28 protein-coding genes and 1 pseudogene are annotated in these 24171 nt (G+C 47.6%); 28 read left to right on the forward strand and 1 reads right to left on the reverse strand.

The window, feature by feature from the left end:
• The first annotated feature begins 577 nt into the window (after nt 1-577).
• The 14 genes and pseudogenes from arsD (at nt 578) to ACXAGL_RS14895 (ending at nt 10394) form a co-directional block, all read left to right on the forward strand.
• On the forward strand, nt 578-937 hold the full coding sequence (gene arsD, locus ACXAGL_RS14830; RefSeq protein WP_474968115.1) for an arsenite efflux transporter metallochaperone ArsD: 360 nt from the start codon (nt 578-580) through the stop codon (nt 935-937).
• 13 nt (nt 938-950) lie between these two features.
• A complete protein-coding gene (arsA, locus tag ACXAGL_RS14835) occupies nt 951-2720 on the forward strand; it encodes an arsenical pump-driving ATPase (protein WP_474991585.1) in 1770 nt (589 codons plus the stop codon).
• Between the two features lie 16 nt (nt 2721-2736).
• A complete protein-coding gene (locus tag ACXAGL_RS14840; protein WP_474968117.1) occupies nt 2737-3018 on the forward strand; it encodes an adhesin in 282 nt (93 codons plus the stop codon).
• A gap of 37 nt (nt 3019-3055) precedes the next feature.
• On the forward strand, nt 3056-4702 hold the full coding sequence (locus tag ACXAGL_RS14845) for an FAD-dependent oxidoreductase (protein ID WP_474991587.1): 1647 nt from the start codon (nt 3056-3058) through the stop codon (nt 4700-4702).
• Nucleotides 4703-4919: 217 nt separating this feature from the next.
• Nucleotides 4920-5192, forward strand: coding sequence for a hypothetical protein (locus tag ACXAGL_RS14850; RefSeq protein WP_474991588.1), 273 nt, complete (start codon nt 4920-4922; stop codon nt 5190-5192).
• Nucleotides 5193-5237: 45 nt separating this feature from the next.
• Nucleotides 5238-5474: a hypothetical protein gene (locus ACXAGL_RS14855; RefSeq protein ID WP_474991589.1), complete on the forward strand. Its 237-nt coding sequence runs from the start codon at nt 5238-5240 to the stop codon at nt 5472-5474.
• Nucleotides 5475-5583: 109 nt separating this feature from the next.
• Nucleotides 5584-6492, forward strand: coding sequence for a S66 peptidase family protein (locus ACXAGL_RS14860; protein WP_474991591.1), 909 nt, complete (start codon nt 5584-5586; stop codon nt 6490-6492).
• 111 nt (nt 6493-6603) lie between these two features.
• Nucleotides 6604-7183, forward strand: a pseudogene (locus ACXAGL_RS14865) (histidine phosphatase family protein).
• A 339-nt stretch (nt 7184-7522) separates the two neighbouring features.
• On the forward strand, nt 7523-8566 hold the full coding sequence (locus tag ACXAGL_RS14870) for a DUF1835 domain-containing protein (RefSeq protein WP_474991592.1): 1044 nt from the start codon (nt 7523-7525) through the stop codon (nt 8564-8566).
• Between the two features lie 44 nt (nt 8567-8610).
• Nucleotides 8611-8865: a hypothetical protein gene (locus ACXAGL_RS14875; RefSeq protein ID WP_474991593.1), complete on the forward strand. Its 255-nt coding sequence runs from the start codon at nt 8611-8613 to the stop codon at nt 8863-8865.
• Between the two features lie 59 nt (nt 8866-8924).
• Nucleotides 8925-9197, forward strand: a complete 273-nt coding sequence (locus tag ACXAGL_RS14880; RefSeq protein ID WP_474991595.1) for a hypothetical protein — start codon at nt 8925-8927, stop codon at nt 9195-9197.
• 22 nt (nt 9198-9219) lie between these two features.
• Nucleotides 9220-9408, forward strand: a complete 189-nt coding sequence (locus ACXAGL_RS14885; RefSeq protein ID WP_474971685.1) for a hypothetical protein — start codon at nt 9220-9222, stop codon at nt 9406-9408.
• Nucleotides 9409-9421: 13 nt separating this feature from the next.
• Nucleotides 9422-9916 carry a GNAT family N-acetyltransferase gene (locus ACXAGL_RS14890; protein WP_474991597.1) on the forward strand — a complete coding sequence of 165 codons (495 nt, stop codon included), beginning with the start codon at nt 9422-9424 and terminating at the stop codon, nt 9914-9916.
• Nucleotides 9909-10394 (forward strand): GNAT family N-acetyltransferase, encoded by a 486-nt coding sequence (locus tag ACXAGL_RS14895; protein ID WP_474991598.1) that lies wholly within the window; start codon nt 9909-9911, stop codon nt 10392-10394. Before ACXAGL_RS14890 ends, ACXAGL_RS14895 begins: the two co-directional genes overlap by 8 nt.
• Here ACXAGL_RS14895 and ACXAGL_RS14900 read toward each other — a convergent pair.
• The gene (locus ACXAGL_RS14900) at nt 10391-10672 is read right to left on the reverse strand and encodes a hypothetical protein (RefSeq protein ID WP_474968129.1); all 282 of its coding nucleotides are present in this window, start codon (nt 10670-10672) and stop codon (nt 10391-10393) included. The genes ACXAGL_RS14895 and ACXAGL_RS14900 overlap by 4 nt on opposite strands.
• 293 nt (nt 10673-10965) lie before the next feature.
• Between ACXAGL_RS14900 and ACXAGL_RS14905 the strand changes: the two genes are divergently transcribed.
• From ACXAGL_RS14905 to ACXAGL_RS14970, 14 genes are all read left to right on the forward strand, one after another.
• The gene (locus tag ACXAGL_RS14905) at nt 10966-12390 is read left to right on the forward strand and encodes an aldehyde dehydrogenase family protein (RefSeq protein WP_474991600.1); all 1425 of its coding nucleotides are present in this window, start codon (nt 10966-10968) and stop codon (nt 12388-12390) included.
• Nucleotides 12391-12651: 261 nt separating this feature from the next.
• Nucleotides 12652-13440: an IclR family transcriptional regulator gene (locus ACXAGL_RS14910; protein WP_474968131.1), complete on the forward strand. Its 789-nt coding sequence runs from the start codon at nt 12652-12654 to the stop codon at nt 13438-13440.
• Between the two features lie 15 nt (nt 13441-13455).
• Nucleotides 13456-14475 carry an ABC transporter ATP-binding protein gene (locus ACXAGL_RS14915; RefSeq protein WP_474991601.1) on the forward strand — a complete coding sequence of 340 codons (1020 nt, stop codon included), beginning with the start codon at nt 13456-13458 and terminating at the stop codon, nt 14473-14475.
• Nucleotides 14459-15523 (forward strand): ABC transporter ATP-binding protein, encoded by a 1065-nt coding sequence (locus ACXAGL_RS14920; protein ID WP_474971682.1) that lies wholly within the window; start codon nt 14459-14461, stop codon nt 15521-15523. The genes ACXAGL_RS14915 and ACXAGL_RS14920 overlap by 17 nt, the downstream gene beginning before the upstream one ends.
• Nucleotides 15524-15552: 29 nt before the next feature.
• Complete coding sequence (locus ACXAGL_RS14925) at nt 15553-16773, forward strand: dipeptidase (protein ID WP_474971681.1); 1221 nt, start codon at nt 15553-15555, stop codon at nt 16771-16773.
• 13 nt (nt 16774-16786) lie between these two features.
• On the forward strand, nt 16787-18415 hold the full coding sequence (locus ACXAGL_RS14930) for an ABC transporter substrate-binding protein (protein ID WP_474971680.1): 1629 nt from the start codon (nt 16787-16789) through the stop codon (nt 18413-18415).
• Between the two features lie 58 nt (nt 18416-18473).
• Complete coding sequence (locus tag ACXAGL_RS14935; protein WP_474991603.1) at nt 18474-19424, forward strand: ABC transporter permease; 951 nt, start codon at nt 18474-18476, stop codon at nt 19422-19424.
• 11 nt (nt 19425-19435) lie between these two features.
• A complete protein-coding gene (locus ACXAGL_RS14940; protein ID WP_474971678.1) occupies nt 19436-20329 on the forward strand; it encodes an ABC transporter permease in 894 nt (297 codons plus the stop codon).
• Between the two features lie 21 nt (nt 20330-20350).
• On the forward strand, nt 20351-21193 hold the full coding sequence (locus ACXAGL_RS14945; RefSeq protein ID WP_474992388.1) for an alpha/beta fold hydrolase: 843 nt from the start codon (nt 20351-20353) through the stop codon (nt 21191-21193).
• Nucleotides 21194-21464: 271 nt separating this feature from the next.
• Nucleotides 21465-21935, forward strand: coding sequence for a PH domain-containing protein (locus ACXAGL_RS14950; RefSeq protein WP_474968138.1), 471 nt, complete (start codon nt 21465-21467; stop codon nt 21933-21935).
• Nucleotides 21932-22132, forward strand: a complete 201-nt coding sequence (locus ACXAGL_RS14955; protein WP_474991605.1) for a hypothetical protein — start codon at nt 21932-21934, stop codon at nt 22130-22132. Before ACXAGL_RS14950 ends, ACXAGL_RS14955 begins: the two co-directional genes overlap by 4 nt.
• A gap of 140 nt (nt 22133-22272) precedes the next feature.
• Nucleotides 22273-23340, forward strand: coding sequence for an SDR family oxidoreductase (locus tag ACXAGL_RS14960; RefSeq protein WP_474968140.1), 1068 nt, complete (start codon nt 22273-22275; stop codon nt 23338-23340).
• Nucleotides 23341-23482: 142 nt separating this feature from the next.
• Nucleotides 23483-23683, forward strand: a complete 201-nt coding sequence (locus ACXAGL_RS14965; protein WP_474968141.1) for a helix-turn-helix transcriptional regulator — start codon at nt 23483-23485, stop codon at nt 23681-23683.
• A gap of 5 nt (nt 23684-23688) precedes the next feature.
• Complete coding sequence (locus tag ACXAGL_RS14970) at nt 23689-24108, forward strand: hypothetical protein (protein WP_474991606.1); 420 nt, start codon at nt 23689-23691, stop codon at nt 24106-24108.
• Nucleotides 24109-24171: the final 63 nt, after the last annotated feature.

Consider the following 24171-nt stretch of genomic DNA (forward strand, 5'->3'; position numbering starts at 1 on the left):
GGGTACCGTGAGCCTCCTCAGGCTGCGCCTTCCGGGGTCTCACGATGTACCTTCATCCCACAGGAGTCTCGCCATTCCCAAGGCCGCCTCTTCAAAGAAGGGGAGTTAGAAAGGACATAACCGAAGTCCGTTACACCACTACGAAAGGGATGGCAGGGAAAACAGGTAGACTCCTGCGGGAAAAAGGAACAAGGGGAGACCCCGGAGAACGAAGTTCGAGGAGGCTCATCGTTCCCCGCGGAAAGCGGACGGTTTTCCCTGCCATTCCATGCTCTGAGTAAATAACGGACCGGACCCCTAATTCCAGACAGAAACAATTTAGTAATCGTTTAAAATATCAACAACAGACTTTAACAGAGCTTTTTAATTAAGTCTTTTCCACTACACCTGACATAACAGGGATGTGGTCATTTTCAAGGAGAAGTTATTAAATTATCCCTTGAGATATATAAGCATTTAATTATATAATGATGCTGTAATCTTTAAATGGTGATACTGAACAGAAGATGGAAGATCAAAAAAGCCGGCATCAGCATGCGTGGTTTAACATTTACGAACCCCTAAGGAGGTTTTACATATGAAAAAGGTAGAAATATTCGACCCGGCCATGTGCTGTTCCACAGGCGTCTGCGGACCGAGTGTCGACCCGAACCTGACACGAGTGGCTTCAGCCGTTTATTCATTGGAGCAAAAAGGTGTGAACATTACAAGGTTCAACCTGGGCAATGAACCAGAAGCTTTTGCTGAGAATGGAGCAGTGAACGAGGTACTGCAGGAAAAAGGAGCAGATGCTCTTCCTGTTACTCTTCTGGACGGTCAGGTTGTCAAAGCAGGCGAATACCCGACGAATGATGAGTTCAGTGAATGGCTTGAAATCAAAGGAGAAGAATTGACGCAGAAACCGAAAGTCCGTGTTTCTATCAATATGGACAAATAAAGGAGCCGTAGAAATGCAGACATCCTACCATCCACGTACACATGTTCAAACGCCGTACCTGTTTTTCACTGGAAAAGGAGGGGTTGGAAAAACATCCGTCGCCTGTGCCACAGCGATAAGCCTGGCGGATCAGGGGAAGAAGGTTCTGTTGGTGAGTACGGATCCAGCTTCCAATCTCCAGGATATCTTTAATATGGAACTGAACCGTGAACCTGTGGCCATTCCAAGTGTGAACAATCTGTACGCCAGTAACATTGATCCGGAAGAAGCAGCAAGAGCCTACCGGGAAAAGACGGTGGGCCCGTATCGGGACAAGCTGCCTGAATCGGTCGTCAACCAGATGGAAGAGCAGCTTTCCGGAGCGTGTACCGTTGAAATAGCAGCCTTTGATGAATTTTCCCATCTGCTCGCAGATGATGAGATATTCAAAGACTTTGATCATGTCTTGTTTGATACAGCACCTACGGGGCACACGTTAAGGCTTTTGACCCTTCCAACAGCATGGTCCGGATATTTGGAAGAATCCACACACGGAGCGTCCTGTCTGGGGCCATTGTCCGGACTCGGCGACAAAAAGAATATGTACCAAAAAGCCATGGATTCTCTTTCGGATAGAGAGAAGACGACATTGGTCATGGTAGCAAGGCCGGAGGCATCCACGATTTTTGAAGCTGAGCGGGCAGCCGTCGAGCTTGGCAAGATCGGGATTGAACATCAAATGCTGGTGATCAATGGTGTATTCCAGTCGTATGATGCCGGGGATGAAGTAGCTTCTGCGTTCTACAGTGAGCAGCAGGAAGCCCTGAAGGAGATCCCTCAAGCCCTGCAGAATATCGATACGTATGCTTTACCTTATGTTCCTTATTCCTTAACGGATATTCAGCACATGCGTCAGATTGTGAGTGAGTCTCCGCATGCTGAGGTGGAGAGCGCGGACGAAGGCATGGATCTGTCACCGCTCCCATCATTAAAAGAGGTCGTGGATGACTTCTCAGCGAAAAACACGCGTGTCATTTTCACCATGGGGAAAGGCGGCGTCGGAAAAACATCCACTGCGGCTGCGATCGCCGTTGGGTTGACTGAAAAAGGTCACCGCGTCCACTTAACGACGACAGACCCGGCTTCTCACGTAGCGGATATGTTCAAGGACAGCCGGGTCCATAGTAACCTCACCATCAGCAGCATCGATCCGGAAGTCGAAGTGGAAAAATACAAGGAAGAAGTCATAACGAAGGCTGGTGAGCTGAATGAAGAGGAGCTCGCCTATCTGAAAGAAGACTTGGATTCGCCCTGCACCGAAGAAATCGCCGTTTTCCGAGCCTTTGCCGATGTTGTAGATTCCGAGGAGGAAATCGTAGTCATTGATACGGCTCCTACCGGTCACACCCTGCTTTTACTTGATTCGTCTGAGGCCTATCACAAGGAAATGAGCCGCTCCACAGGTGACATTCCTGAGAGCGTAACGAAATTACTGCCGAGACTGCGGAACCCGGAAGAGACAGGTGTAGTCGTCGTAACTCTGCCGGAAGCGACTCCTGTATTTGAAGCAGGGCGTCTGCAGGAAGACTTGAAGCGGGCGGACATTACTCCGAAATGGTGGGTCATCAACCGAAGCTTCTATGCAGCTGGAACGAAGGACCCTGTTTTAGAGGCCCGCGCAGCAACGGAAAAACAATGGATCAGAAAGGTACAGGAAGAATTATCCGCACGAAGTGCGCTGATTCCATGGGGAGCCGGAAAACATGCGGCCTATGAACAATGGAAAGCTTACATTCAATCCTAATGAAGAGGTGATGAACATGAAAATTACAGAAAATGCAAAAAGTACACTACAGGGCATGATTGAAGAAAATGGAGCAGAAGGGGTCCGTTTTTATTCCATGGGGGACGGATGCTGTGGTCCACAACTCGGTATTTCTCTGGATGCACCAGAAGAAAACGACCTTGTTAAAGATATGGACGGCCTGAAGGTTTCCATTGATCAGGATGTCAAAGATACAGTGGATAGCTTAACGTTAGATCAGGAAGATACACCAGAAGGAGCACAGTTTGTCCTGCTCGGCATGGATCAGTGCTGCTAAGAAAAACATCAAGAGAAACCTGGAGGGTTGCACCCAAATGAAGATCATTATTATTGGATCCGTTGCAGCAGGTACATCTGTCGCTGCAAAGGCACGAAGAAACGATGAGAACGCAGACATTACATTATACAATGCCGATTACGATATCTCCTATTCCATCTGCGGGATTCCTTACTTTTTAGGAGGCGAAGTGGACGAACTTGAAACACTCACTCCTAGGAGTTCCGGATGGTTCAAAAAGCGCTACAACGTGGACATTCACACCCGTCATGAAGTTGTAGAGATTAACCCGGATCAAAAAGTGGTCACTGTGAAGAATCTGAACAACAATGAAATCATTGAAGATCATTACGATACACTGGTCTTTGCTACCGGGGCGGCTCCAACGACGCCGCAGGTGGACGGAGTGGAGATGGAGCATGTGTTCCATGTCCGAAATATCCAGAACACAGCATCCATCCATTCTTATATGGAAGCGAACCACCCGGAAAAAGTGACGATTATCGGTGCGGGCTTCATCGGACTAGAGATGGCTGAGCAGTTGAAGCATAGAGGACTGGATGTAACGATTGTCCAGCGCAGCAATCAAATTATGCCGCACTTGGATAAGGATATGGCCTTCCGGGTGGAAGAGCACTTGAGAGCAAACGGGGTCAACCTATTACTCCATGAAGAAGCGGCAGCCATTACAGAGACTTCCGTAGAAACAACCAAGGGAAGCGTCATCGATGCGGATATGGTCATTTTAGCGACAGGTGTACGCCCGAATACGAAGCTGGCTGAACAGATCGGTGTAGAATTAGGCGTATCCGGGGCCGTCCAGGTCAACGAAAAGATGCAGACGAATCTCCCTGATGTTTATGCCGTTGGAGATGTCGCGGAGAGTTATTCCATCGTTACAGGAAACCCGCTCTATCGTCCGCTTGGGTCGACAGCGAATAAAATGGGCAGGATTGCCGGAGATGTCATCACCGGCGGAGATCTGGCCCACCGCGGTATTTTAGGGACAGGAATTTTAAGAGTCTTTGACTTAGCTGTCGGCTATACCGGCTTAAGTGAAAAAGATGCGGTTATGGAAGGCTATGACATTGAAGTTCTTCACAACATTAAACCGGCAAGAGCCGAATACCTTGGTGGGAAGGAAATGGTGATCAAAGCGGTCGCCGATCGTAAAACAAACCGGATTCTAGGTGTACAGATTGTCGGGGAAGACGGCGTCGATAAGCGCATCGATGTGTTTGTGACGGCGATTTCCTTAAAAGCGAGTGCCGAAGATCTCTTCCATTTGGATTTAGCTTATGCGCCACCATTCAGTACCACTAAAGATCCGGTCATGTATACAGGTATGGCTCTTCACAATGCGATGGACAAAAAGAACCGGATCATCACGCCGCAGGAACTGACGAATCGAATCCAGAACGGGGAGAAGATTCAAGTCATTGATACACGTGCGCCGAAGCAGTACGAAGTATCCAATGTGGAAGGAGCGGTCAACATTCCATTGGCTGAATTGCGCGCGGAAGCGAAACAGCTGGACCCGAGCATCCCGACAGTGACTTACTGCAATAAGGGTGTAACGGGAAATGCTGCCCAGAACGTGCTGATCAACATGGGATTTGAGGAAGTTTATAACCTTTCCGGGGGAAATAAGAATTACCAGAGTTTCTCTAAATCCAATCAATAATGAGAGCATTCACGAGATTACAAGGTTCGTTCACGATACTATGATCACTTATCAAGGAGCAGCTGTTTGCATGCAAGCAGCTGCTCCTTTTGTTGTGCTTTTATCCATTAAATGGTTTTATTTGAAACCAATTTCCTTTTTGACCGTATAGGATGGAGGGTGATTTCTCAACCGCACTTCATGAAAACTCGCAGAGGAGAGAGGAGGACGTTTTATAGTGAAAAAGCTGATTAGTGTGGTATCTATTCTGATTCCAACCGTTTTAACGACTTTGATTGTAAACTTTTTGTTCGGTATCGTTCCTTTGAACATACAGGGACTGCCTCTCGTCCTTCCATTTGTCATCTGTCCAATAGGAGCAGCCCTTGGTTTGATCGGCTATAAAATGAACCGTGACAACCTGGCACGGGCAGGAATGATTTTTAACATTGGTCTCTTCTTGTTCCCGATTGCTTTTAACATCATCGGGACAGTGAGCGGAGGCGTTTGAAACGGTGAATTATAAACCAACAGCCGGCAAAGAAAGGGGTTCTTCATGGTTCTTATTTTAGGTGCAGTCCTCATCCTTTGGGGTGTCTTTATCCTGTATGCGTCCATATTCAAGATGAAAGAACAGAAAGATTATGTGGATGATGGGAGACTTGGATCAAGCGGATATCTGGAGTGGGAAAGTCTGATGAAACTCCTGAACAAGCTTCCTTATCCTCTGGCAAAGACGGTTGTCATGACTATCGGAAGTGGATTCATTCTACTGGGTGCGTGGGTCATGTAGAGAGTGATGGTCAGGCAGGAGACACAAGATCAATAGCCTGGATCTGTCCTTCAAAAATGAGCAAATGTATGACAGCCGATATTACGGATGTTCAGGAAAGGGGAGTCTTATGATAAAACCAAATGCATTACGTGCAGGCGACCGTGTTGCAGTCGTTGCACCTGCCGGGAAACCAGATCACGAACATTTAAAGCAGGGCATAAAAGTGCTGGAAAACATCGGGCTTGAGGTTACTATTGGTCCCCACGTCTTTTCAGATGAGGAGGGGACAGGAGCGATTGAACAACAGGTTAAGGACCTGCACGAAGCTTTTGCGGATCCGTCTGTACGGGGAGTTTTCTGTGCCACCGGAGGATTTGGATCAGCAAAAATTGCTTCTTTACTGGATTATGAAGGCATAAAAAAGAACCCGAAAATATTCTGGGGTTACAGTGACATTACATATCTATTGAATGCGATTCAAAAGAACAGCCGTCTAGTTACTTTTCACGGTCCCATGGTGGCGTCTGATTTAAACGATGAACTAAGGACTAAACAGACAGAGTCTTCGCTTTCCATGCCGTTTATTGAAAAAACAATGGTTTTTAGTGACCGGCACTCTTCCCTTCAGGTGTTGGCAGAAGGGGAAGGAAGAGGGCATCTGGCAGGTGGGAATTTAACATTACTTACCAATGGCCTGGGGACGCCTCATCAGGTCGATGCAGACGGAGCTGTACTCCTTATAGAAGAAGTCGGTGAGCCGGCCTTCCTTATTGACTTAAAACTTACACACCTAAAACAGGCTGGGGTTTTCGACTCCATACGGGGAGTTGTGTTAGGGAATTTCCAGGTGGAGGCTGATGAAGAGGAGAAAGTCAGCAAAGTCCTTCGTGATTTCTTTGCCGACGCATCATTTCCAGTCGTGAAGAATTTTCCTTTTGGACATAGGCAGCCGAACTATGGTGTACCATTGGGGGTAAACGTGAAGCTTACCACATCTCCACCTCAATTGGTTGTGGATTCCGGTGTGAGTCGTTAAACTTCTGTCTCACTTGGAGAGGAGGAGGATGGTTGGATCGTCATATCATTTCCTATGCAGTGATCAGCGGGGGGACAGCTCTTTGGATTTCCCTTCTTGAAGGAGGATTGTATGAAAACACACCTTTACTTAGTCCGGCATGCCCATTCGGTCTATACACCGGACGAGCATGGAAGACCCCTGTCAGAAAAGGGACAGAAGGATGTTGATAAAGTTACAGAACAGCTGATAAACGAAGGGATCGACGAGGTTGTATCCAGTCCTTACTTAAGGGCGGTACAAACAGTGGAAGGGATTGCTGCTGCTCTCGGAAAACCCGTACATCAGATGGAAGAGTTGAAGGAACGGAATTTTGATGGATGGATCGGCCCGCCATTTTGAAGAAGCTATCACGAAGCTGTGGGAGAACCCTGATTTTTCGTGGGAATGTGGAGAATCCAACCATAAAGCCAGGTATAGAGGCGTGCAGGGCATCCAAGCCCTCCTGGAACAATATCCCGGTCGTCGTATCGTCGCAGGCACGCATGGCAATATTATGGTGCTTATAATGAATTTTTTCATGAACGATACGATTTTGAGTTTTGGAAGCAGCTTTCGATGCCGGATATTTATAAGCTTTCTTTTGAAAATGGCCGGCTTATCGATTGCTGTAGGGTATGGATGGATGAGGAATGATTCCAGGTGCGTTTGAACCGGTGAAGCGGTTGGTCATATATCAGCTGTTTACCGGTCTTTGTTTTAGGCTCTGTTTGTTATTTAACATGTGAGCTCCTATCCCCCCCTTTCTGTCCTGGGATTGGTATGAGGCGGCCTTGGGAATGACTCCCTTTCCGTGGGGTACCGTTCCCCGCGGAAAGCGAACGGTTTTCCCTGCCGTACCATGCCCTGAGTAAATAACGGACCGGACCCCTAATTCCAGACGGAAACGATTTAGTACTCGTTTAAAATATCAACAACAGACTTTAACAGAGCTTTGTTTTAGAAAAAGCAGCAGTACCTTGAATGATAGAGAAGATGAAAGGGTGGAAGAATGGATCCATTGATGAAAAAGAAAGTGGAGTCATTGAGTGGAGAAGAAGTTCGTTCAATGGTTTTACACTCATGGTTGATGCTGGAGTACGTGGACAGCGGACATCTATCGCCAGATGAATATGTAGAACGGATAAAAACCGTGAAAAAAAGTGTGGATCAGGTGTATAAACAGCAAATGAACCCTTTATCCGGCGATCAGACAGATGTGAAAGAGGTCCATATCGTGTTTGGCCACTCCGCATATGGGGCGCTCAAAAATACGCTTGAAAATCTTAAAAGAGACAATGACATGGTCATCAACCTCCCTTTGATGTTTTCTATCGGGCCGGTCCGGAATCTTGATCAGCCAGAAGGGCTGCAGGAACGCCTGGACTGGCTCTATGATCGCATTCACATGGATGACGAAGAGATTTACACGTATGTTCAGGAAAACAAACAGGCAATGGAAGGCATCCGGAACATTCCTGATCATGTCCAGATGACCATCTGGGTTGGAAATAATGCCCATGAACAGCTTGGCCTGCGCTTCGTTCTGCAGCTACTGAAAGCATGGAACGGTCGTGTGAGGACAATCAACGTAAGTGAAAGCCATATGAAACGTTCCAAAGGATATCCCATCCATACAGGTGAAATCTCCCCTGACCAGTTCGGGGAGATGATTCATCACGCTTCAAATGAGCCCATTCCTTTTGAAGCGAGGAATCGTTTGGAGAAAGACTGGCTGCGGTTATCCTCGGAAAACAGCGAGCTGAGAATATGGAATGAAGGAGTCTTTTCAAAAGCGGTCGACTACTTTGATTCCTTCATTCTTCAAAGCGTAAGAAGCCTTCATGAAGATGCCGGATGTGTTGATTTCATCCCAGCAGCCAGGATCATAGGAGAAGTGATCGGGCATTCGAGGCAGGGAGTCAGTGATGCTTTTATAGAGTACCGATTGATTCAGCTGGTTCTTGAAAACAGATTGGATATCAAGGGGATTCCGAGAGGCATGCGGTCCTTTTCCGTGAAAGTCAAAGAGGAACCGGAAAGATCATGTTGGTAAAAAGTGGACATCAGGGTATAGAAATATAAAAGGAGAGTGGATCAATGATGCGTGCGTCTGTATCTTTACTCTGTATCGTGACTGCCTTCATCCTGATGATCATCAATCCTGAAGCTCCCCCGGGTTCTTTCATCGTGGAGTACCGTCTGATTTTTATCATGACGATGCTGCTGCCGGTCATCGGGTTGTTGATTGGCCTGAAGGCTCGGCGGTGGAAGACGTTTGTTCTTTTAGCGAACATCCTCGGCATTTTGACGATTACCGTTGTCCATGTCATGACTGTTCTTTCCTTTGCATGAAAAGGATAGAATCAAAAAGTTTCGTATCGAAGGGAAGTATGTGGAACCAAAAGGAGGTGATGACTATCAAAGTTTTCGAGGTTGTGCTGCTCCTCTCCGCTATAGCTGCCGTTTGTACATATCTTTTTTATCGGGCAGATTTTCTAGTATACACAGCCCTGGCTGGTGGCATCGGTTATTCGGTCCTTCACCTCATCCGCACCTATGAAAGAAGGAAAAACGCTGTATTAGGACATCCGGACGCCAAATACTACAATACTTTTAATTCCTATGATGACGATCTTATTACGGGAGATCTTTTTGACGATATCAGCGATCATGACGGTTCTTGATCCTATATATGGAGGTGAGTCTATGTCCAACCATTCCAACGATGATTCATCTTTTAATGATGCTATCGATCATCAAAAGAAAATCGAAGGGTATCCAAAACCGAGTGAGGGCGGACTGCCCGGCCCGATTAAATGGATTGGGTATGTTTTGTTCGGAGGTATTGCCTTGATGATGCTTTTTGCCCTTATTGGAAATGTCATATGGAACTGAAGGAGTTAGGAACATGTTCAGCTTTACAAAAGTGCAGGAGGCTCATATCCAAAAAGAGTGTAGGGTTCACAACTCAAGTCCTGCCTACAATAAAATCGCTTATGACAAGGAATTTCTAGCAGCAGATGACATAAGAGCGCAGTGGAGAGAAGCGGATGAACTCGGGAATGAGAGATATTTGGTTGGTCATGGTGAAAGTTTCATCGGAATCATTGAATACGGCATGCAGTCGCCGAACTCCGGAAATCCATGGCTGAGTCTGCTGCTGATTGACAGCACCTATCATGGTCAGGGTTTTGGGGAAAAGGTGTACAGGGTTTATGAGGAACTTATGAAAAAGCGGCAGGCGGACGTGATTGAAATGGCTGTTCATGCGGACAATCTCCCTGCCGTAACGTTCTGGACTTCTCTTGGTTTTCTTATATACAGAGAGAGGATCTATGAAAAGAAACGGATGTATAGTTACCATAAGCCGCTGAATGGTAGAGGGGGAACTCGGTGTGAGTGAGGAAAGGAACGCTGTTTTAGAAACTCCGCGCTGTTATGTAAGACCTTTTACTTCCGTGGACATCGAGGCGTTCATGAGCTACCGGAATGATCTGGACTGGATGAAATACCAGGGGTTCAAAGGATTCACCCGTCAGGTCTATGAAACGACCCTGCTGAATCCGCAGAGAGTGGAAGATGGTTCTCAGCTGGCTGTGATAAGAAAAAAAGACCAAGTGCTCCTCGGTGATGTATTTCTGCTGAAGAAGCAGGATGATTTCTGGGTGGGCTATACGATTGATCCTTCGTATAAGCGGCAGGGCTATGCGTATGAGGTTGTCCAAGCCCTGACTCACTGGATCCGATCCAAAGGGGATTACGTGATCAAGGCCGGTGTGGAAAAAGAAAACCTTCCATCGATCAACCTGCTGGAGAAATCAGGGTTTCAGAGGATGGAAGAGGAAGACGGCGAATTCGTCTATGTATGGAACGGCGGTTAAGGAGTATCCATCATCATCCAGGCGAAGACGATAAAGATGATACTGTAGAAAAAGGCCAGTACAGCAAAACCCGTGATAAGCAGATCTTTCTTATTCTGCGACTTTGAGAACGAGACGATGGATAATGCGAGAGCGGATGCCGGCAGCATCCAGTTGAACAGGAATAATACATTCTCGTGGAAGGAAACGACATCCAACAGGCTGAGATTCTGGACGAGCAGAGACAGTAAGATACATAGAATGGCCAAGTATCTGAATCCTTTGTGATTGCCAGTCATGGATATAACCTCCTTTTCTCTATTCATGTTAGCAGTGGGCGTTTGTCGAGGCAAGAAGGGGTCAATTCCATTGACCTGTTCATAAACGGCTTCCGTGTCTGTAAAGGAGGCCGCTGTTTTCTTTTCGTAATTCTTATATCAAATTCCTATTCCTGCTATATCAGTAATGGAAGCGCAGTCGGAGGCATGTTCAATAACCCCTCTTAGCTTCGAGATGTTTTGTGTAGAGCGTTAGCGGTAATACATGATTAAACAAAGCAAACTACACAATTCTTATAAAGGAGAATTTGAATATGCGTACGATTTTGAAGCATTACATTAACGGTGAATGGGTTGAATCCACGGGAAATGACACCGAGGATGTCATAAACCCTGCCACGGAAGAACCGATGGGTCAAATTAGTTTAGGTACGAAGGAAGACCTGGATAAAGCTGTTAAAGCCGCCCGCGATGCTTTCCCGAGTTTCTCTCAAACTTCTAAAGAAGAGCGTATTGAAATGCTTGAGAACATAGCCGAAGCCTATGCACGACGCAAAGATGAATTCATCGATGTGATGACGGAAGAGCTGGGTGCACCTCTTGAAATTTCGGAGAAGATTCACTACAGCATGGGCTACAATCATTTTGCTCAAGCGGCTGAATCTCTTAAAACTATTGAATTCATGGAGCACCGCGGCAACCATACGGTAGTCAAGGAATCTGTCGGGGTCAGCGGCTTAATCACCCCATGGAACTTCCCGACCAACCAAGCTTCAACAAAAATTGCCAGCGCATTTGCAGCCGGTAGCCCTGTTGTATTAAAACCTTCTGAAATGACGCCGTTCGCTGCCATCATGTTGGCAGAAATCTTTGATGAAGTAGGCGTACCTAAAGGAGCGTTCAACTTGGTTAATGGTACAGGCGAAACGATTGGTGACGGCATCAGTTCACACCCTGATATTGACTTTGTATCATTCACCGGTTCCGGGGGCGTTGGAACGAAAATTATGCAGAATGCTTCTGAAACGATTAAAAACGTCGCTCTTGAGCTGGGTGGTAAATCTCCATTGATTGTTCTGGAAGATGCGGATATGAAAGATGCGGCCCGAAATGCAGTAAGCAATATCGCCACGAATACCGGGCAGGTTTGTTCTGCTGCGACCCGGATGATTGTTCCAGCTTCCAAGAAGGAAGAATTTGAACAAGCCGTCTTAGATGTGCTTCCTGAATTCCCGGTTGGCCATCCTCGTGAAGGAAATTATGTCGGACCCCTTGTATCCAAGAAGCAGTGGAACACCGTTCAATCCTATATTGAAAAAGGGATGGAAGAAGGTGCAAACTTAATTGCCGGTGGTACAGGACTTCCAGAAGGACTGGATAAAGGGTATTACGCTAAACCAACCATTTTCACGGATGTAACGAATGATATGGTCATAGCACAAGAGGAGATCTTTGGACCTGTGATGAGTATCATTACGTATGACACCATCGATCATGCGATTGAAATCGGGAATGATGTTGTCTATGGTTTAGCAGGGTACGTCTATGGTAAAGATCCGGAAACCCTTAAAAAAGTTGCCACATCCATCCGTGCCGGGCGCATCAAGGTCAATGATGCCTCTCATGATTTCAATGCCCCATTTGGCGGCTATAAGCAGTCTGGTATTGGTCGTGAGTGGGGCGATTATGGAATTGAAGAATATCTTGAGAAAAAAGCGATTCTTGGATTCCCGTCTTAATTGGTCATGGCTTATAAAAGAGCTGTTCTCTCTTCCAGGAGGACAGCTCTTTTTTTTAGTAGGGTCTACACCGAATTTTATCAGAATCTTTATAAAAGAAGTCTTGAGCCGTCTGAGCTTAGGGCTTCTTTTTATTTCGGTTCCCGAAAAAAGTCGGAAAAAGTAGTTGCAAAATGGTCATTTTGTGCTAGTATCATTAGTAATCATAAAATTCAGAATATTGGTTCGATTATAGAACCACTTAGAAAGCGGTGAAGCCGAGTGAGTTCAAAAACCGTCGATAAGGCGCTGCAGGTCCTTGATATGTTCACGCTGGAACATCCGAAGTGGGGACTACGGGAATTGTCCCGGGCGCTTGATATGAGTCATACCATTGTCCACCGGATGCTGACCACCCTCGAAGAACGGGGGTATGTGTACCGCAGCGTGGATACGCAGAAATATGAGCTCGGCATTAAATTCCTTGAGCTCAGCAACATCGTCGAACAACATTTTCAAATCTCTGAGATCATCCATCCCATCATGCATAAGATTGCTTCCGAAACCGGGGAAAGTGTCGTTATGACACTTCTGGATAACGAGGAAGGAGTCTTCTCCAAGATTGTAGAAAGCAGCCGCCTTGTCCGTTTCGCGGGCTCAGTCGGCCGTCGTTCCCCACTTTATATCGGGGCTTCCCATAAAGTCATCCTTTGTCACCTGCCTAAAGAAGTACAACGAAGAATTGTTCATGAAGGGGCTGTCCAACACCCCGGCCTCATCCCATCAGAAACCGATATGCTGGAAAAACTTGAGGACATCGAAAGAAAGCGGTGGGCGTATTCCTCCGGTGAAACGATCAGTGATGTAGCTGCGGTTTCTATTCCCTTGTTTGATTACGGACACATGGTCCTCGGATCGTTATCGATAGCCGGCCCCAGCTACCGTCTCACAGAAGAAGTAGCGGAACAGATTTTACCTGATCTCATTCGTCACAGAGGAGAGCTTGATTCTGTTTTAAGCAAAGTTTGTTTTCCGACCAGAAGGAACTATCTTCTTGAAAGTCTTCATTAAAGGAGGGGATCACACATGTTGAAGGTGGAAGGCCTCGTGACGGGATACCAGGGAAAGGAAGGGTTTGTCCGGGCGGTCGACGGGGTGAGTTTTGATATTGAAAAAGGAGAAACCGTCTGCATCGTCGGGGAATCCGGCAGTGGTAAAAGTGTCACATCGATGTCTGTGATGAGACTGGTCGAGTTTGAAAATGGGGAAATCGTAAGCGGATCGATTGAGTATATGGGAGAAGAACTGACAACCAAGACGAATGAGGAAATGAGGAAAATCAGAGGAGTAGAGATTTCAATGATTTTCCAGGAGCCGCTGACCGCTTTGAACCCTGTCTTCACCATCGGGCAGCAGATTGTTGAAGCGATCCGTTACCATGAGCCGCTGAAGAAAAAGGAAGCGATGGACAAGGCGGAGGATTTGCTGACCCTTGTCGGGCTTTCTGAACCGAAAACAAGATTGAAGCAGTATCCCCACGAATTGTCGGGAGGGATGAGGCAGCGGGTCATGATTGCCATTGCGCTCGCTTCCAAACCGAAGCTTCTCATTGCAGATGAACCGACAACAGCGCTTGATGTCACAATCGAAGCGCAGATCCTCGAGCTGCTCCGAAAGTTGAGGGATGAAGAAGACATGTCCATCATGCTCATTACCCACGATATCGGGGTAGCGGCAGAGCTTTCCCACAGGATCATCATCATGTATGCCGGGAAGGTGATGGAGATTGCAGAGACCAGCGATTTGTTTGACCTCCCGCATCATCCTTATACAAAAGGGCTGCTTGAATCGATTCCGAAAATGAGCGGTGCCAGAGGGGAGCTTCTTCCGACCATTGAAGGAACGATTCCAGGCGTGAACCAGATGCCTGAAGGCTGCCGGTTTGCGCCGCGCTGCAGCTTTGCCACAGAAAAGTGCCATCAGGAAGAACCCCCGCTTCAAAAAATGGGCCGGCGTGACGTCGCGTGCTGGCATGTGGAAGAGTTCACTGCCTCGCAGCTTGACCTTTTTCATAGAAAGGAGGATCCCGTTGAATCAAAATCATAAAGAAAAGCTGTTGGAAATTCAGCATTTGAAGAAATACTTTGAGATTAAAGGAGGTGGGGCCTTAGGGAAACGGAAGCAGACGCTGAAGGCGGTGGATGATGTTTCTTTTGATATTTATAAAGGAGAGACTCTCGGACTTGTCGGAGAATCCGGCTGCGGGAAATCGACACTCGGCCGGAACATTTTAAGACTGCAGGATCCGACGGACGGTCAGGTGCTTTATGGTCAGAGTAATATTCTTGAATATTCGAAGAAAGACATGCGCAGACTCCGCAAGGACATGCAGATCATTTATCAGGATCCATTCGGCTCTTTGAACCCGCGTTTCACAATCGGGCAGATTATCGGGGAGATGTATGAGATTCACGGTCTTGCCAAAGGCGCGGAAAAAGAAAGAAAGGTTAAGGAATTGTTGGAGCTTGTAGGATTGGATGCGAGCCGTTATCACAGCTACCCCCATGAATTTTCCGGAGGACAGAGGCAGCGGGTGGGTATAGCGAGGGCGCTTGCGCTTGAGCCGGAATTCATCGTTGCGGATGAACCGGTGTCCGCTTTGGATGTGTCGGTCCAGTCCCAGGTCATCAATCTGTTGATCCAGCTGAAGCGTGAAATGGGATTGACACTGTTGTTCATTGCGCACGGACTGAACGTTGTGCGTCATATTTCCGACCGGGTGGGTGTGATGTACTTAGGAAAACTCGTCGAACTGTCCGATACGGATTCGATCTTCAATGATCCTGCGCATCCGTATACAGCAGCACTCTTGTCGACTGTACCAGAAGCCGATCCCGAAGCAAGAAAAGAACGCATCGTTCTTAAAGGGGAAGTGCCTTCACCAGCATCTCCACCTTCAGGGTGCAATTTCCGGACGAGGTGTCCACTTGCAACAGAACGATGCAGTCAGGAAGTTCCAGCATGGCAGGAAACGCGAAACGGCCATTTCACAGCCTGCCATTACCCTTTGGAAAAAGGGCAGACGTTAAAAGAAGCTGTCGCTCAACGTCAGAAACCATCTGACAACAAAACTAACAACCTTATTATGGCATAAACAGTAAATAAAAGGAAGGGGAATATCCTTTGGCTGAACTCATTCAAAAAGGCAACCAAAAAGTCTATGACGGCTATAAGTCTTTTCAATACCTGGAAGCGGGCGTCGATTATAAATCTTACACCCTCGCAAAAGAGGTGGACCGTGTCCCGAGCTTTTCCTATCCTGTGACGAATGAGCAGGAAAACGAGGTCCAGACGATCCTGGAAGAGGACTTGATGATCTCCATGCATGAACACACATTCATCGCACCGGAAGATCTTAACCAGTTTTACGAATTCCGCCGGCAGGGCAGGGACTTTACAGCGTTTGAAGCGCTGAGCCATTCCGGACTTGATGTCATCTTTGAGAACTTCATGGACGGAACAGCGATGATCACCTCACTCGCAGGGTGGAAATGGTCGGATGTCATTCACGACCTGGGCATCCGCTTCAGCGACATCGCTCATCAGGATATGGTGATCAAAGCCGAGCGTATCGAGGATTTGTCCAGGGCGAAAAGAGAAGGGAAAATCGCTTTTGTCGGAGCTTTGGAATCGGCATCCATGATTGAAAATGAGCTGGACCGGCTTGATGTGCTGTATGGATTCGGCATCCGCACGATGGGCGTGTGCTACTCTGAATCGAATATGCTGGGCTCGGGCCTTCGTGAACCGAAGGATGCCGGTCTTTCCGTTTTTGGAAAACAGGCGGTCGAACGGATGAACAAGCTCGGCATCACTGTGGATGTTTCTCACGCTGGTGACCAAACGGCGCTTGACACGATTGAAACGAGTACAAAACCGGTCACCATCAACCATGCCGGTGCTCGTGGTGTATGGGATACGAAGCGTATGAAGCCGGACAGTGTCATCCGAGCCTGTGCTGAAAAAGGCGGGGTGATAGGAATTGAGGCAGCTCCGCATTCCACCATATCGGAAAATCATCCGCACCATAATATCGATTCGTTCATGGAACACTTCGAATATACGGCGAACCTGGTAGGGATCGAGCATGTAGCCTTTGGGCCGGACACCTTATTCGGTGACCATGTCGGCCTTCATGATACACTGGCCGGTCAATTATCCATCAAAAGTGCACAGAAATCCTCGATGGAGCGTGTCGATTATGTCAAAGGGCTGGAAAATCCGGCGGAATGTTTTCCGAACATTGTCCGCTGGCTTGTCGCTAAAGGATACAGCCGGGAACACATCCGTAAAGTCACCGGCGGAAACATTATGCGTGTGCTGAAAGAAACGTGGGCGAAATAATAAGAGAGGGACGATGACGATGAATAAAAAATGGTGGGTCTTTTTATCAGCTGCACTAATGGCGTTGTTCCTGGCCGCCTGTTCCTACGGAGGGGAAGAGGAGGCAGAGGGAGAAGCGACGGCGTCTTCTGAAGAGGCCGTTTCCGGCGGAAAGGTATCGATTCCGATTGTCGCCGATCCAACCTTTAATCCGTGGCACCCGAGTGCCTATGCAGAGTCCAATGTCATTAACCGTGTCATATTCGACGGGTTGACGAAACCTGGGAAAGACCTGGTGCCTGCACCGGATCTGGCTGAATCGTGGGAAACGTCCGAGGATGGCCTGACCTGGACCTTCCAGCTCCGTGATGATGTCACATGGCACGACGGCGAACCGTTCACATCAGAAGACGTCGTGTTTACGTTCAATGATATTACGTTGAATGAAGAGCTTGGAGCGAACAGTGCCTCCTATTTCGGACAGGTGGAAAGTGTGGAAGCAGATGGTGACTACACCGTTATGTTCAACTTATCGAGTCCGGTTGCCGCGCTTCCGGCTTACCTGAGCTTTAACACAGAGATTATTCCTGAACACATTTTTCAAGGAGAAGACCCATGGGATCTAACAAGCTTTAACAAGGAGAACCCTGTAGGAACAGGACCTTTCAAGCTTAAATCCTACACTTCCGGCCAGAGCGTCGTGCTGGAGCGGAATGAGGAGTACTTCGGAGATGCCGCGAATCTGGACGAAGTGGAATACAAAATCCTTCCTGATGCCAACACCCATGTGGCGCAGCTGTTGAGCGGAGAACTTTCCATTTTCGCTTTGGATGACACCTCTGCTGTCGATCGGATTGAAAGTGCGGACGGTGTGGATGTGAACGGGCGCGATACGAACCGTTTCTTCTGGCTGATCGTCAACCAGCAGGAAGAAAGGTTCCAGGATGTGAAGGTACGCCAGGCGATGGAACATGCGCTTGACCGTCAGAACATCATCGATACCGTCCTTCAAGGCTATGGAACGATTGCAGATGCAGGAATTACGCCGGCGTTGTCGGAGTATTACACCGATGATGTGAAGCAGTATCCCTTCGATCCGGAAGAAGCGAAAAAACTCCTTGCTGAAGCAGGGTGGGAGGATACGAACGGTGATGGATTTGTCGATAAGGATGGAGAAAACTTCGAAATCATCTTTGATATCGGTATTCAAGGGGATTTAGAAGCGATCGCCCAGCTTGTTCAGCAGTACTTGATTGATATCGGGCTGGATGTACAGTTGAACACGATGGACTGGAATACGATGATTGACAAAGTCGTCATCCAAAGGGATTATGCGATGACCTTGAACTGGTGGCGCTATCCGCCGGATCCGGATTTGAAGGCGTACATGCACTCCGATTTTGCTGAGCAGGGGAACAACATCCCGGCTTATCGAAATGAAGAAATGGACAAGCTTTTGGACGCTGGTGCGGAAACGAGCGATGTAGAGGAGCGGAAGGAAATCTACACAGAAGCCCAGAAGCTGATGGCTGAAGAACTTCCTTACATGTTCCTCTGGTACCCGCAGGAAGTACAGGTGAAGCGCTCGGATATCGACGGCGTACCTGAACTGGCCTTCGGAGATACGCTTCACTATATCCAGGAATGGTATATGGCGGAGTAAGTCATGGGAGAAGTGCACCACCGCGTGCACTTCTCTTTTATAAAAAGGGGGGACCTGTGTGATTCGATTTTTACTCAACCGCTTTGGACAAAGTATCATTTTATTGTTCATTGTGACCGTCATTACCTTTTTTCTTATCAATCTCGCGCCAGGTGGGCCCACAGGGGTCATGCGTATGGATGCATCACCCGAGGAGCGTCAGGCGGTAATCGAACGTCTCGGCCTGGATCAGCCGGTAATCGTCCGCTATTTTGAGTGGGTGGGGAATGCTGTCACCGGTGATCTCGGCACATCATTTAACTCCAGTGAAGCGGTCGTGGAAAGGATTGCAGAACGTCTGCCTTATACGATGGAACTGACCGTATTCACGATCATCTTTTCAGTCATTGCAGGCATCATCCTTGGAGTCATCTCCGCCTTGAAACGAGGAAAAGCAGCGGATCACGTGATCAACTTTTCGAGTGTCATCGGTTTGTCGGTTCCTTCCTTCTGGCTCGGGCTGATGCTGATTCTCTTATTTTCTGTTGAACTTGGCTGGCTGCCATCGTCCGGTGTCGGACCGAGGGGCGCGGACTTTGACTTTTGGGGCTGGATGGCTCATTTAGCCATGCCAGTACTGATTTTATCGACGACCGTGCTTCCGAATATCGTCCGCTTCACGAGATCATCGATGCTGGAAGTCATTTCACAAAACTATATCCGTACCGCCCGTTCCAAAGGGACGAAGGAATTTGTCGTTTTGTATGTGCATGCGCTTCGGAATGCGATGATTCCGATCATCAGCATCATAGGCGTGCTGATTCCGAGACTGCTGAGCGGTGCTGTGATCACCGAAGCGATTTTTGGATGGACAGGAATCGGGACGTTGATTATTGAAGCAGCCAATGGCCGTGACTATCCATTGATCATGGGCATTACCGTTGTCATTACGCTTGTCGTTATCATCAGCAATCTGCTTGTCGACATCATTTATTCTCAAGTCGATCCGCGTGTGAAAAACATGGCATAGGAGGGGACCGAATGTTAGGAGCTTCTATAAAAGAAGATATGGAAGAGCAGCACCGGAAAAAGGAAAAGCGGCGCTTCGTATTACTTACAAGGTTGAAGCAGAACAAAGTGGCGTATCTATCGTTATGGTTTTTAGTCGTTGTCCACGCCGTTGTCTTTCTCGGTCCTGTCCTGTGGCCGATTACTCCGGATGAACTGACCGATGCAGGGGCCCTTGCCGGCTGGACGCTGCAGCACCCCTTCGGAACGGACGACCTGGGCAGGGATGTTTTCGCACGCATGCTTCACGGCGGGCGTGTGACACTCTTAGTCGGGTTATGTGCGATGCTTTTCTCCTTGATCATTGGCACGATCATAGGCGCCTGCGCCGGATTTTTTGGAAAAGTGGTCGAAGCGGTCCTCATGCGTATTACAGAAGCGATGATGGCGATTCCGAACTTTTTCTTCGTCCTTGTTGCTCTTACGGTGCTTGGGACGACGCCATTCATGGTCGTAATCGTCATTGCACTGACCGGCTGGGTGGAAATTGCCCGTGTCGTTTACGGAGAAACGTTGAAGTGGAAAGAATACGAGTTTGTTGAAGCGGCCAATGCGGCCGGGGCTTCTGCGAAAAGGATTCTCTTAAAATATGTCGTTCCGCAGATTCTTCCCTCGATCATTGTCTCCGGAACACTCGCTATTGCCTGGGCCATTCTCACGGAAAGTGCGATCAGCTATCTCGGTCTCGGCATCCAGCCACCAACGCCGACATGGGGGAACATGCTCCAGAATTCCCAGCAGTACATCTGGACGGCTCCAATTTTAGGTGTGCTTCCGGGTGTAGCGATCACCATCGTTGTACTGGCCTATAATTTTCTTGGTGATGGACTGAGGGATGCCCTGGACCCGCGTTTTGCGAAAAAATAAAGAGGAGGAAGCGCCTTGTTCATGAACGTGAATGATAATGAGTTGTATTATGAAGTCCATGGAAATCCCGAGGGAGAGGTGATTTTCTTCATCCACGGAGCTCCTGGTCTGGGAGACTGCCGTGGTGATATCAAAGCCTTTTCCGCCTTGGGAGATACGTACAAGCTCGTTTTTATGGATATGAGAGGTTCAGGAAGATCGGAGGGCCGTCCCCCTTTCACTCATGAACAGTGGACGGCGGATATTGAAGCTGTCCGCCTGGAGCTTGGCGGAGGTCCGATCACCATTTTAGGCGGCTCGTACGGCGGATTTCTAACGCTTGAATATTCCATCCGCTACCCTGACAGTGTCACCCGCGTGCTGTTGAGAGATACCGCAGCAAGCAGTGACTTTGACTACCTTTCCATCGACCGTGCTCTTGAGAGTGGAATTGACGGCATTACAAAAGAAAACATGACCCGCCTTTTTGAAGGGGAGGTACACTCCGATGAGGATTTGAAAGAGCTGTTCACTTTGATCCAGCCCCTGTATACCGTTGAATACGATGAAGAAGCCGTGCGTCAGCGCCTCGAGCAGATTTACTACAGGCACGAAACCCATAACTTCGCTTTCCGGCATAATAAACCCGCGTTTAATCTGGTTGATCAATTGGCAGAGATCCACGTACCGACGCTTGTGACAGTCGGAAGGCATGACTGGGTCACTCCTGTGATCTGTTCGGAGACCATTGCATCGTGTGTGCCGAATGCTGAGCTTGTTATCTTTGAAAACAGCGGTCACTCTCCCCAGCTGGAGGAGAATGAAAATTACTTAGAACTGGTCCGTCGTTTTCTCCATAAACATAGAGCTGTACAGACTCTTTAAAAGAAGCATGAGACGACTGTAAAAAATAGAGATGAAAGATTGTCAGATTACATCCGGCACTCTTTCTTTTTTTGAAGTCTACAAGGGTTTGGGGCCGGAGGTTGGAAGATAAATGGGCATGAGTACATCGCAGGCGGCGGTATTTTCAGCAACCTTCGCATCCGATTCTTTTCATTTTTATATCCCCGATTGCAGCGGGGATTCTCTCAAGGTTGATGTTTTTACAATATCCTCCATATTCTGAAACTTTTTCGGGTAGGAACACGTATAGATGGTGGAGGTGATGGACGTGTATTTTCCGTCCAGAAAAGACTTGTTGTTTGTGCTTATGTACGGAGGAATCATTGGAAGCATTGTTCTACTCTATTTATTTGGGGGAGAAGCGGCCGGTTGGCAGTTGATTACATATAAAAGCGTGCCTGGGTACCTTCTTAGTGCAGGTATCATAGGAGTCCTTTTATGGATCTGGTTTTCGACCGGATACAAAATCATACATGGCTGTCTGCACATTCAATTTGGTCCGATGAGAAAAAAGATCCGCATCGAAGATATTCATAGAGTGGAGCAGAGAAACAGTCCGTTTGCCGCTCCTGCACTCGCGGTAAGGCGTCTCGAAATCCATTCGTCCGACCATGCCATTACACATATTTCTCCCAAAGATGAGAAGGCTTTCCTTCGCCTTCTGCAGAGGAATAATCCAGGGATTGATATCAGCCGGACGTTGAGGGAGGCGGGGACATGAGTTTGAAGAAGAGAATCATGTCCGTCCTTCTGATGTGGGGCATACTGGGCCCGTTTTCTGTTATCCTGGGATACATAAATGATGGTGCGATCGACTGGAATCATTTAATAGGAATGCTGGTTGCCGGCTTTGTCATTGGCTTCTGGATTGCTCCTCTCAGTGATCGGAAAAAAACAAAAAAAGGCAGGCATAAATGATCAATTAGTCATCCTGAAAGAGGTGCTTGAACTTCCTTTTTTCACCATGATTGGAATGGAAGTTGTTTGGAGGAAGAATATCGCGGGTAAAGTCATACTTATGTGAAACTCACATTAATCTGATCCGGGAGGTATGGAATATGCAGAAGAAAACAGCTGTCGTTGCCGGAGCTACAGGAGTGATCGGCAGTTACATTGCCAGGCACCTGAGTAAGCTGGAGGGCTGGGATGTTATCGGCATTGCCCGTCATATCCCTGATGATCCATCGGATATCACTTATGTTTCAGCGGATATGATGGATGGTCAGAACGTCCAGGAGAATCTGGAATCGTTCTCAGAAGTGACCCATTTCATTTATGCGGCATATCAGGACTATGAATCTGATCCTCAAAAGCAGGTGGAGGTCAATCAGACGATGTTTGAAAATACATTAAATGCCGTAGAAAAAAACGCGGACCACTTGGAGCGTGTGATTTTGATGCAGGGGGCAAAAGCCTACGGCGTGCATCTCGGACCTATTAAAACGCCAGCCAAGGAAACGGACGCCCGCCATATGCCGCCGAACTTCTACTTTACACAGGAAGACTATATGCGCCGGGCACAGGAAGGGAAAGATTGGAGCTGGACAATCCTCCGTCCAGATGTCGTCTGCGGGTATTCAGTCGGAAAGCCCATGAACCTTTCTATGGTGATCGGCGCCTACGCTTCGATATCCAAGGAACTGGGTCTGCCTCTTCGTTTTCCTGGAAAAGCGCATCCGTATCTTGCTCAGGTAACAGATGCGACCCTTCTCGCTCAGTGTGTGGAGTGGGCTGCGGTTGAGGAATCCTGCGCATTTGAAATATTCAATGTGACGAACGGGGATTACTTCCGCTGGGAGCACATGTGGAAGACGATTGCCGACTATTTTGATATGGAAGCAGCAGGAGCAGAGCCGCCAATCCAACTCTCTGAGATGATGGCCGACAAGCAGGAGTTATGGGAGCAGATGAAAGAGAAATACCACCTGCAGGACATTCCTTATGACAAATTGGCCTTATGGGGCTTTGGAGACTTCATTTTCAATTGTGATTATGATGTGATGACATCTACAACAAAACTCAGAGAATATGGATTCCACAAATTTGTAGACAGTGAAGAAATGTTTACCCGCCTGTTCCGTGAATTCCAGCAGGAAGGCGTTCTTCCGGATTTCTCTAAGCAGTAAAGGCTTAAGATCCACTCGACATCCGGGTGGGTCTTTTTTAATAACCGTTTTTAAGCAGTAAGGCTGTTTTTGTGATAAATGGAATATATGCATTGCATTATGTAACTTATATGTTACATTGATGAGGAAGGGATAGATAATTATGGAAAATAAAGTGAAGATCGCGCGTGTCACCCTCGATTTAACTCAGCAGGAACTTGCAGAGAAGGTCGGTGTAACGCGTCAGACAATCAGCTTGATTGAGAAAGGCCGTTACAACCCAACGTTGAAGCTGTGTCTGGAGATCTGCTATGCCGTTAACCAAACGTTGGATGAAGTATTCTGGCAGGAACGAAAGGAGTGAAAATAATGGAAAAAATTAAAGATGAACGTCTGCAGTTGAAAAATTTAAAGAACATCAGGATTACTTTTATTGTCCAGACTTTAGGAATTATCGGAATCCTGCTTTATGTTCTGATTAACTATGGGATGGACGGGATGACGGATAACCCTGTCTGGTTTGTTTTCATTATGACAGGAGTGATTAATGCCTACCTTTCCATGAGTATCAGTGTGGAGCATGAGAAAACAAAACGGTCCCCCGTGACACGGTTGTACATATCTCTCGGTGTAATCACATTGATTTCTCTTTTATTTGTCACTTTCACCGCCTTGACGAATGGGTACAACGTGATGGACGGTCTGCTGGTTGGAGGAATCGTTTTTGTCTGTTCGGTCCTCCCCGCTTTTTATATGTACGGTCTCCGGCAGAAAGAGCGCAACGAATAGTCTTTTCTTGTACGGTTTTTCCAAAAAGGATTGAGGTTCCAGGGAGGTTTTGGAATAATAGGG

Source organism: Halobacillus sp. ABA4_118, from assembly GCF_056160205.1.

Bases quoted from the DNA above. Each gene is read 5' to 3' on its own strand.
- arsD (WP_474968115.1), top strand. From the start codon at position 578: ATGAAAAAGGTAGAAATATTCGACCCGGCCATGTGCTGTTCCACAGGC.
- arsA (WP_474991585.1), top strand. From the start codon at position 951: ATGCAGACATCCTACCATCCACGTACACATGTTCAAACGCCGTACCTG.
- ACXAGL_RS14840 (WP_474968117.1), top strand. From the start codon at position 2,737: ATGAAAATTACAGAAAATGCAAAAAGTACACTACAGGGCATGATTGAA.
- ACXAGL_RS14845 (WP_474991587.1), top strand. From the start codon at position 3,056: ATGAAGATCATTATTATTGGATCCGTTGCAGCAGGTACATCTGTCGCT.
- ACXAGL_RS14855 (WP_474991589.1), top strand. From the start codon at position 5,238: ATGGTTCTTATTTTAGGTGCAGTCCTCATCCTTTGGGGTGTCTTTATC.
- ACXAGL_RS14860 (WP_474991591.1), top strand. From the start codon at position 5,584: ATGATAAAACCAAATGCATTACGTGCAGGCGACCGTGTTGCAGTCGTT.
- ACXAGL_RS14870 (WP_474991592.1), top strand. From the start codon at position 7,523: ATGGATCCATTGATGAAAAAGAAAGTGGAGTCATTGAGTGGAGAAGAA.
- ACXAGL_RS14875 (WP_474991593.1), top strand. From the start codon at position 8,611: ATGATGCGTGCGTCTGTATCTTTACTCTGTATCGTGACTGCCTTCATC.
- ACXAGL_RS14880 (WP_474991595.1), top strand. From the start codon at position 8,925: ATGACTATCAAAGTTTTCGAGGTTGTGCTGCTCCTCTCCGCTATAGCT.
- ACXAGL_RS14885 (WP_474971685.1), top strand. From the start codon at position 9,220: ATGTCCAACCATTCCAACGATGATTCATCTTTTAATGATGCTATCGAT.
- ACXAGL_RS14890 (WP_474991597.1), top strand. From the start codon at position 9,422: ATGTTCAGCTTTACAAAAGTGCAGGAGGCTCATATCCAAAAAGAGTGT.
- ACXAGL_RS14900 (WP_474968129.1), bottom strand. From the start codon at position 10,672: ATGACTGGCAATCACAAAGGATTCAGATACTTGGCCATTCTATGTATC.
- ACXAGL_RS14905 (WP_474991600.1), top strand. From the start codon at position 10,966: ATGCGTACGATTTTGAAGCATTACATTAACGGTGAATGGGTTGAATCC.
- ACXAGL_RS14915 (WP_474991601.1), top strand. From the start codon at position 13,456: ATGTTGAAGGTGGAAGGCCTCGTGACGGGATACCAGGGAAAGGAAGGG.
- ACXAGL_RS14930 (WP_474971680.1), top strand. From the start codon at position 16,787: ATGACGATGAATAAAAAATGGTGGGTCTTTTTATCAGCTGCACTAATG.
- ACXAGL_RS14940 (WP_474971678.1), top strand. From the start codon at position 19,436: ATGTTAGGAGCTTCTATAAAAGAAGATATGGAAGAGCAGCACCGGAAA.
- ACXAGL_RS14945 (WP_474992388.1), top strand. From the start codon at position 20,351: ATGAACGTGAATGATAATGAGTTGTATTATGAAGTCCATGGAAATCCC.
- ACXAGL_RS14950 (WP_474968138.1), top strand. From the start codon at position 21,465: ATGGTGGAGGTGATGGACGTGTATTTTCCGTCCAGAAAAGACTTGTTG.
- ACXAGL_RS14955 (WP_474991605.1), top strand. From the start codon at position 21,932: ATGAGTTTGAAGAAGAGAATCATGTCCGTCCTTCTGATGTGGGGCATA.
- ACXAGL_RS14960 (WP_474968140.1), top strand. From the start codon at position 22,273: ATGCAGAAGAAAACAGCTGTCGTTGCCGGAGCTACAGGAGTGATCGGC.
- ACXAGL_RS14965 (WP_474968141.1), top strand. From the start codon at position 23,483: ATGGAAAATAAAGTGAAGATCGCGCGTGTCACCCTCGATTTAACTCAG.
- ACXAGL_RS14970 (WP_474991606.1), top strand. From the start codon at position 23,689: ATGGAAAAAATTAAAGATGAACGTCTGCAGTTGAAAAATTTAAAGAAC.